The sequence below is a fragment of the Limnospira sp. PMC 1279.21 genome (assembly GCF_032349615.1).
In the GTDB taxonomy this organism is placed as follows: Bacteria; Cyanobacteriota; Cyanobacteriia; order Cyanobacteriales; family Microcoleaceae; genus Limnospira; species Limnospira fusiformis.
Map to the genome: position 1 here is coordinate 1 of NZ_JARPLU010000204.1, position 7,203 is coordinate 7,203.

At 49.2% G+C, this 7,203-nt stretch carries 6 protein-coding genes; 4 read left to right on the forward strand and 2 right to left on the reverse strand.

The features are described from left to right. Positions 1-296: 296 nt before the first annotated feature. Complete coding sequence (locus P5683_RS21260; RefSeq protein ID WP_006622556.1) at positions 297-1,181, forward strand: 4-hydroxybenzoate solanesyltransferase; 885 nt, start codon at positions 297-299, stop codon at positions 1,179-1,181. Between the two features lie 71 nt (positions 1,182-1,252). On the opposite strand, the gene P5683_RS21265 is transcribed toward P5683_RS21260, so the two are convergent. Further along, positions 1,253-2,218 carry a HAMP domain-containing sensor histidine kinase gene (locus tag P5683_RS21265; protein WP_315641017.1) on the reverse strand — a complete coding sequence of 322 codons (966 nt, stop codon included), beginning with the start codon at positions 2,216-2,218 and terminating at the stop codon, positions 1,253-1,255. A gap of 82 nt (positions 2,219-2,300) precedes the next feature. Further along, entirely contained in the window at positions 2,301-2,912 is a 612-nt protein-coding gene (locus P5683_RS21270; RefSeq protein ID WP_006622554.1) for an L-threonylcarbamoyladenylate synthase, read from the reverse strand. A gap of 175 nt (positions 2,913-3,087) precedes the next feature. On the opposite strand from P5683_RS21270, the gene P5683_RS21275 reads away from it, so the two are divergent. The 3 genes from P5683_RS21275 to P5683_RS21285 form a co-directional block, all read left to right on the forward strand. Continuing rightward, positions 3,088-4,302, forward strand: coding sequence for a tetratricopeptide repeat protein (locus P5683_RS21275; RefSeq protein ID WP_315641016.1), 1,215 nt, complete (start codon positions 3,088-3,090; stop codon positions 4,300-4,302). Positions 4,303-4,572: 270 nt separating this feature from the next. After that, the gene (locus P5683_RS21280) at positions 4,573-6,324 is read left to right on the forward strand and encodes an AAA family ATPase (protein WP_315641015.1); all 1,752 of its coding nucleotides are present in this window, start codon (positions 4,573-4,575) and stop codon (positions 6,322-6,324) included. A 168-nt stretch (positions 6,325-6,492) separates the two neighbouring features. Continuing rightward, a partial coding sequence (locus tag P5683_RS21285; protein ID WP_315644995.1) for a WD40 repeat domain-containing protein occupies positions 6,493-7,203 on the forward strand: 711 nt, incomplete at its 3' end.

Genomic DNA, 7,203 nt, shown 5'->3' on the forward strand with positions numbered 1-7,203 from the left:
GGGGTGCTGGCGGCGGTCAGCCGCTTGAGTCGGTTTTCCTCTCCGTGATCAATCACGGAGCTTCCAACCCTCCCAGGAGTTTTACGTGAGCAAGCCGCCTGAACAAATAAAGCACTGGAACACGGAGAAATCCGGAACAAATACTCAACATATCTCAAAAGGCGATCGCATCAAGTTCCGGGTCAATACTCCCAACTGTAGCAACGCGGAGACAACCTTCAAGGCTTCAATTATATTTGATAGGGAATATTTACCCGATGTTAATTAAAATTGGCTTTGGAGCGGTTTAAATAATAATGGTGACAGAAGCGAATCAACCACAACCTACCTGGATCAGTGTTGTCCGTCTGCTGCGGTGGGATAAGCCAGCCGGACGGTTAATCTTAATGATTCCAGCCCTATGGGCGATATTTTTAGCGACAGGGGGAACCCCGCCTTTAACTCTGATTTTGGTGATTGTCTTTGGTAGCCTAGCCACCAGTGCGGCTGGCTGTGTGGTCAATGATTTATGGGATAGAAACATTGACCCGGAAGTGGAAAGAACCCGTAACCGTCCCTTGGCGAGTCGCGCCCTCACGATTAAAACTGGTGTTGTGGTGGGGTTGGTGGCGTTTGCTTGTGCTTTCGGGTTGGCGCTATATCTTAATCCCCTCAGTTTCTGGTTGTCTGTGGCGGCGGTTCCGGTGATTATCTGCTATCCCTTAGCTAAACGGGTGTTTCCAGTCCCTCAATTGGTTTTGTCGATCGCCTGGGGATTTGCGGTTTTAATTAGCTGGAGTGCTGCCAATGGTAGCCTAGAAGCCTCTACGGGTTTACTATGGGGGGCGACGGTATTATGGACCTTGGGGTTTGATACGGTTTATGCTATGAGCGATCGCGAAGACGATCGCCGATTGGGCATCAACTCCAGCGCCCTATTTTTTGGGGACTTTGCACCGAATGCGGTGGGTTTATTTTTCCTGGGTACAGCGGCTTTGATGTTGGGGGTAGACTTACAAATGCACCTGCACCCTGTTTCTTGGCTGGCTTTAGCTATAGTGGTGATTCTATGGGCGCGTCAGTATTGGCAACTGCGAAACCCAGAGATTTCTCGGGAGATTTACGGCAAAATGTTCCGTGATAATGTGATCATCGGTTGGATTTTGCTGGCTGGTATGATTGGCGGCACTCTTCTCAGTTGAGTCCCTCAATCACCGATAGCCCATCCCCCCCGCCAACGATCGCGATCGCATTAAGCTGTAATTGCTAAAAATCAGCCCAGGGGAAGGGAACATTGAGTGCGGGTGAAATTTCTGTTTTCTGAATCTGGCGGCACTGCTACCACGTCTAAGCGCCCATTCATCAACCCCAATAGGGTCTGATTCATTAATAGACGCATCCCCGGCGAAAGGGCTATATCAGTTGGGTCAATGTTGGTGCTGTTGCTGGCTGGGGATTTTAGGGTAGACTCGAGTAAATCCCAGGACTCACTCCAGGCGCTGATGGGGCGTTGGTCATCAATCCAAATGTGAACATAGCCAGACTCTGAGGCGACGTGGGTGGAAACTTGGACCTTCCCAGACTCCATCCCAGCGATCGCACCATCGACCAGACTGAGTAAAACTTGCTTGAGGCGAGGGCGATCGCCAATTACATATACCTGCGGATCGGGGGGAATAATTGATAGGCGGATGCTGCGGTTAGCGGCTTGTAAGTGGGTGAGTTGTTCCACCTCCGCCAACATTTCAGCCAGTTTCAGGGGTTGCAGGTTCATCTGTTGGCTACCATATTCGGTTTTAGCGACCATAATCACCTCATCCATTAACGCTACCATCCGCAGGGTGGCATCATGGGCTTGTTGGATAAAATCCCTTTCCTCTTGTGGATTTTCGCATAGGTCGGCAAGGATTAACTGTAAAAAGCCGATGATGCTATTTAGGGGCGATCGCAACTCGTGGGAGGTACGGGCTAAAAAACCCGCCTTAAACTGAGCCATTTCTACGGCTAAATGATAAGCCAATCGCGTCTGCTGCAATTTTTCGGCTAAGGCTGCCACCTGTGGATCGCTAATAGCATCCAATTCTCCGGTCCCCGACTCTGGTAATGGCGATCGGGAAGTTTTCGCCAAAGGCGGTTTTGGGGTCATGAGTTTCATTCCCCCCCCGGAAAGTTGGCGCTGACCTAGCCACCAACCCAGTCCCAGCCCTGCACCCAAATAGATAAATTCATTCCAGCCCATGAGTTTGTCACGATTAGTTGAGATCAGTCTAACAACAGCACTCCCCCTTGAATTGTGACATACTCTGGCTGGTTGATATATGCTATTTAAATCTGGATTTGGGCAAGGGGCTGACAAACTCTACCCCACCCCTCCTCAGTATTTCCCAATCTCCGTTTTTTGTCCACCGCACTACTGTTGAGGGAATGGCAGACCCTGACTCTGGGGGAGCGTCCTTTAAGGTCAGAACTTCTGGAAACTGCCTATCTATATCAGCCGTGGTTAATAGGGGTGGTTGTCCCGAAAGATTAGCGCTAGTGGTAGCCAGTGGGCCAGTACGTTTGAGGATTTCTAGGGCAATTTCACACTTAGGAACCCGTAAACCAATGGTGGTTGGATCGGTGGGATTAACGGCTGGGGGAACTGCTGAAGATGCTGGTAACACTAGGGTTAAGGCTCCTGGCCAATACTGACGGGCGATTTGCTGCCAGCATTCTAATTCCCAGGCTAGGCTATCTACAAACTGCCATAGACTTTCGGCTGTAGCCCCCATCAAAATTAATGGTTTATCGGGGGGGCGTTGTTTGGTCTGAAAAATGGCTTCAGCCTTGTCTGGACGGGCTGCTAAGGCGGGTACTGTGTCTGTGGGAAAGGTGATCACGGCAACCCCTGCGATCGCTGCTTTAATTAGTTCTTCTTGGGAGACTTTAGCCATTATTGATGATAGTTGGGTAAGATTCGTCGGGTCACTGACGCACCAAATCCATCATATATCCAATTAATCATGATTTCCCCATCATTAATGGCGGTCGATTTTCTACCCAATTTCGGGGTGGGACTTACTGGACAACCGATATGGTAGGATTGACATATAGTAGGGGTATCATATCATGGCAAACCGAACTGTTTTGGGTGTATCGATCGCGATCGCCATCGTCGCCGGTGCAGGGGTCTGGGTGAAACAACAGCAGCAGGAGGCGATCGCACAAGCCCGACTGTTGACAGACTCGGTGGGGGCGGTGGAAACCCTCTCCGGTTACGATAGTCTTTCTGCGGCTCATGACCACCTACAAGGGGCGATCGCACGCCTAGAAAATGCCCCGAAATTTCCCAGACAGTCGGAGTTGGAAGAACTGACTTTTTTACGTTCCCAGTTACAGGTTGTTCAACAAAAGCTGGAACCCGAACAAAAAGCCCGCCAAAATTACCAGGAAGCCATCACGCGAGCCATGTCCGCCTCGCAACTCGTGCAAAACCCTCCCCACCCCCCTGCGGTTTGGGAAGAGGCGCAACGCAAATGGCAGCAGACGATCGCCCAATTGGAAAGCATCCCCCAGCACTCCTCCACCTTTGCAGAAGCCCAGGGGAAACTGAAAGGATATCGGGACAATCTGGCGGTGGTGAGCCAATATGTCATGCGATCGCACCAGGCGGTAGAATTGAACAATCGGGGCATGGAGAAAATCCAAGCCGGGAATTATAGTGCTGCGATCGTCACTCTCAGTCAGGCTGTAGAACTGAATCCCGCCCTGATGGAGGCTTACCTAAATCGAGGTTTTGCCTACGCAGCCATGGACAGCCACCAATCAGCCCTCTCCAATTATACTACAGCAATTCGGGTGAATTCGTCAAGCCCTGAACCATACTATTTTCGCGGGGAAGAATACCTGCAATTAGGGAGGTTTGAAGAGGCTTTGACCGATTACAATAAAGCGATCGACCTAGACCCAAATCGAGCCAATGCCTACTTAGATAGGGGGTTAATTCATTATCAACTCGACCACCTGGAAAAAGCCGCCGCCGACTTCAGCAAAGCTGCCGAATTATTGAACCACAGCCAAGAACCCGCCCTCAAGCAATTGGCATTTAATCTCGCCCGAGATATCCGCGCCACCTTGGAAGTAGACCCCGTGGAAACCGAACAATCAGCCACCTCATCCTCAATGGTAGCAGAAGAAATCGAACCCGAAGAACCCGAGACAATTATTCTTTATCGCCAAAGGCGGGTCAAAGCCAACTATAGAAGTCTTCCTTCTACAGTTACCCGGAGTCGGTCTAGTTCCGGGAGTCGGTCTCGTTCCCGGAGTCGTTCCCGCCGCCGATAATCACACCCGGAAACCCCCTTTATTCCTAGTAATTGATGGTCAGTAATTAGTCGCCGTGCGTCCGAGGAAATGGTGTTTATATTCCCCCCATAAATCCCGGTTATCACGCACCCTACTGATATTTACCTACCCCCAATTATACCATCAAAAACCCCCTTTTTCCCAGGTGGGGGATTGTCAATAATCTAGTCGCCGTGCCGTTGACTGGGTGGGGGAAATCCGCTACAATGTGAATTAATAACTCCGATGTGTGGGATGGGGTGTAAAACCATGATTGTTGAGATGTTGTCACTATTTGCTAGTGCTGGGTTGGGAGTCGTCGGTTCAGAATGTCATAAGTGGGCGCAGCGTAAGGCTGGGGAACGTAATCATGACATTGAAAAAGCACTGCTAACAGCCCATGAGCGCATCCTAAATGATATTTGTGACTGCTGTCAGAAAACACCGGAAATTATAGCACGAATTGCCCAGATTAAGCAGGATGGTCAACAAATATTAATAATCGTTGAAGGGGAACAGCCCCAAGGCAGTGAGGGAAGTTGGCAAGGCAGTGAACTGGAGGCAATTCGGACTAAATTGATGCAGCGGCTAGAAGCCGAACACCAGTGGCTAAGGGAAGCGCCCCCCGTGTTGCTGAACACATTTCGCAACTTATATTTACCCGGATTAGTGCATTATTTCCGCTTAGAAATAAAATATAATCAGGTAGTTTTTAATACCTTAACCCACGATATTCTGACCGACATTAGCGGGAAAGTGGGGAATATCGACCAGGAACTCCAGCAAATTCGGGGGAGAATTGATGAGGGTGTGGATACATTTATCGCCTCTTGTCAGGGGTTAGATGAACGGTTTAATCAATTGCTGAAAACCTTAAAAGGGACTGCCGCCGTTCCCGCAGATTTTGCGGCTTTTATTGAGGAAAAAACCCAGGAGTTTTTGGGGAGGGAATTCGTCTTTAATGCCATTGAGGAATTTTGCCGAAGACAAGCCAATGGTTATTTTATCATAGAAGCCGACCCCGGCGTGGGTAAGAGCGCCTTGTTAGCGCGATATGTGCAGCAAACGGGATGTTTGGCTTATTTTAATATCCTGTCAGAAAACCGCACCAGCACGGAAGATTTCCTGAAAAATATTTGCGAGCAACTGATGACAAGGTATGGGTTAGGTTATGACTTACCCCTGCATCCTGATAATACCCGCAATGGCAATTTTTTAAGCAAGTTATTAACGGAAGCTGCCGCCAAAACTGACCGTTTAGTGATTGCGGTGGATGCCTTGGATGAAGTAGATTTAAGCACCCAAAATTCGAGGGCAAATGTGCTTTATCTGCCCGAAAATTTACCCAGGGGGGTTTATTTTATCCTCACCAAACGCCCGGAGTTGTTACCTTTGGTAGTGTCGGCACCACAGCAGGAGTTTGATATGATGTCCGATAAATATTATCAAGCAAATTTAGAAGATATCCGACGGTTTATTCGGTATCGCTGTCAACGGGAACCTATCCAACGCTGGCTGACTGCCCAAGGAGTGACAGAGGCGGAATTTATCGACTTTTTGGCAGAGAATAGCGAAAGCAATTTCATGTATTTAAAGTATATTCTCGATGACATTGAGAAGGGGAGATATGCGGATTTGAACTTGGCAAATTTGCCCAAGGGTTTGGAACAATATTATGAGCAACATTGGCGGCGTATGGGAATGGTTACCAAGCCGTTACCGATAACCAAGCTGAAGATTATCTACTTTTTAACTAAAACCAATAAGCCGATTTCTTGTCGGTTACTGTCGCAATTGGCGGGAGAAATTTCCCTGACGGTGCAGGGGATACTCGATGAGTGGTCGCAGTTTCTCCGCATTCAAAGGAAACCGGGTGAAAAACCACTGTACAGTATTTACCACAAGAGCTTTAACGATTTCCTCTATCGTCAGGATATCGTGGAGGAGGTTGAATCTTGGGTGGCACCGATACAAGAGCAAATTGCGGATAAATCATGGGAAATGCTTTATGGTCAGGATTAACCCCAAAAAGCTCGTCTTTTTTCCAGAAGTTGGGGGGATACAGCTTGTTGGGAAGTCACTTAAAACATTGCCCTCACCCTAAATCCCCAGAAGGGGAGAGAGACTTTGAAAATGTATTGCATGATATTCCTCTAACCTTGGTTAACGTTACCAGTCCTAAGTTGAACAATGGGTGAACTCAAAGACCGATTAGCTAAAATACCGAGAGAAGACGGACGGTGGCTGTTAGAAACCTTGCCCGGAAGTTTGTGGCGTGCCTCCAAAACTGCACGGCTGCACCAATTGCTGACGGATTTTGACTTTATGCAGGCAAAACTGGCGGAGTGCGGGGTGCAAGCGTTAATAGAAGATTACAATTTGGCGATGAGTTCGGATGTCTTGCTGAACCCGGAACAGACGGAAACCCTGCAATTAATCGCGGGGACGTTGCGGCTATCGGCTCATGTTTTAGCCTCGGATACAACCAAACTAGCGGAGCAACTTCTGGGGCGGTTGCTGTCCTTTGAGAATCCAGAAATTGTGGCTTTACTGGAACAGGGAAAACAATGGCGTGGAAAACCCTGGTTTTGTCCTCTCACAGCTAATCTCACTCCTCCCGGCGGGCCACTAATTCGCACCCTCACCGGGCATAGTAGCTGGGTAAATGCAGTAGCGATCGCCCCGGACGGGAAACGAGCCGTCTCGGCATCGGATGATAACACCCTGAAACTGTGGGATTTGGAGACGGGGACGGAACTGGCTACCCTCACCGGGCATAGTGACGATGTAAATGCAGTAGTGATCGCCCCGGACGGGAAACGAGCGGTCTCGGCATCGGATGATAAAACCCTGAAACTGTGGGATTTGGAGACGGGGACGGAACTAGCCACCCTGAGAGGC

Bases quoted from the DNA above. Each gene is read 5' to 3' on its own strand.
- P5683_RS21270 (WP_006622554.1), bottom strand. From the start codon at position 2,912: ATGGCTAAAGTCTCCCAAGAAGAACTAATTAAAGCAGCGATCGCAGGG.
- P5683_RS21275 (WP_315641016.1), top strand. From the start codon at position 3,088: ATGGCAAACCGAACTGTTTTGGGTGTATCGATCGCGATCGCCATCGTC.
- P5683_RS21265 (WP_315641017.1), bottom strand. From the start codon at position 2,218: ATGGGCTGGAATGAATTTATCTATTTGGGTGCAGGGCTGGGACTGGGT.
- P5683_RS21280 (WP_315641015.1), top strand. From the start codon at position 4,573: ATGATTGTTGAGATGTTGTCACTATTTGCTAGTGCTGGGTTGGGAGTC.
- P5683_RS21260 (WP_006622556.1), top strand. From the start codon at position 297: ATGGTGACAGAAGCGAATCAACCACAACCTACCTGGATCAGTGTTGTC.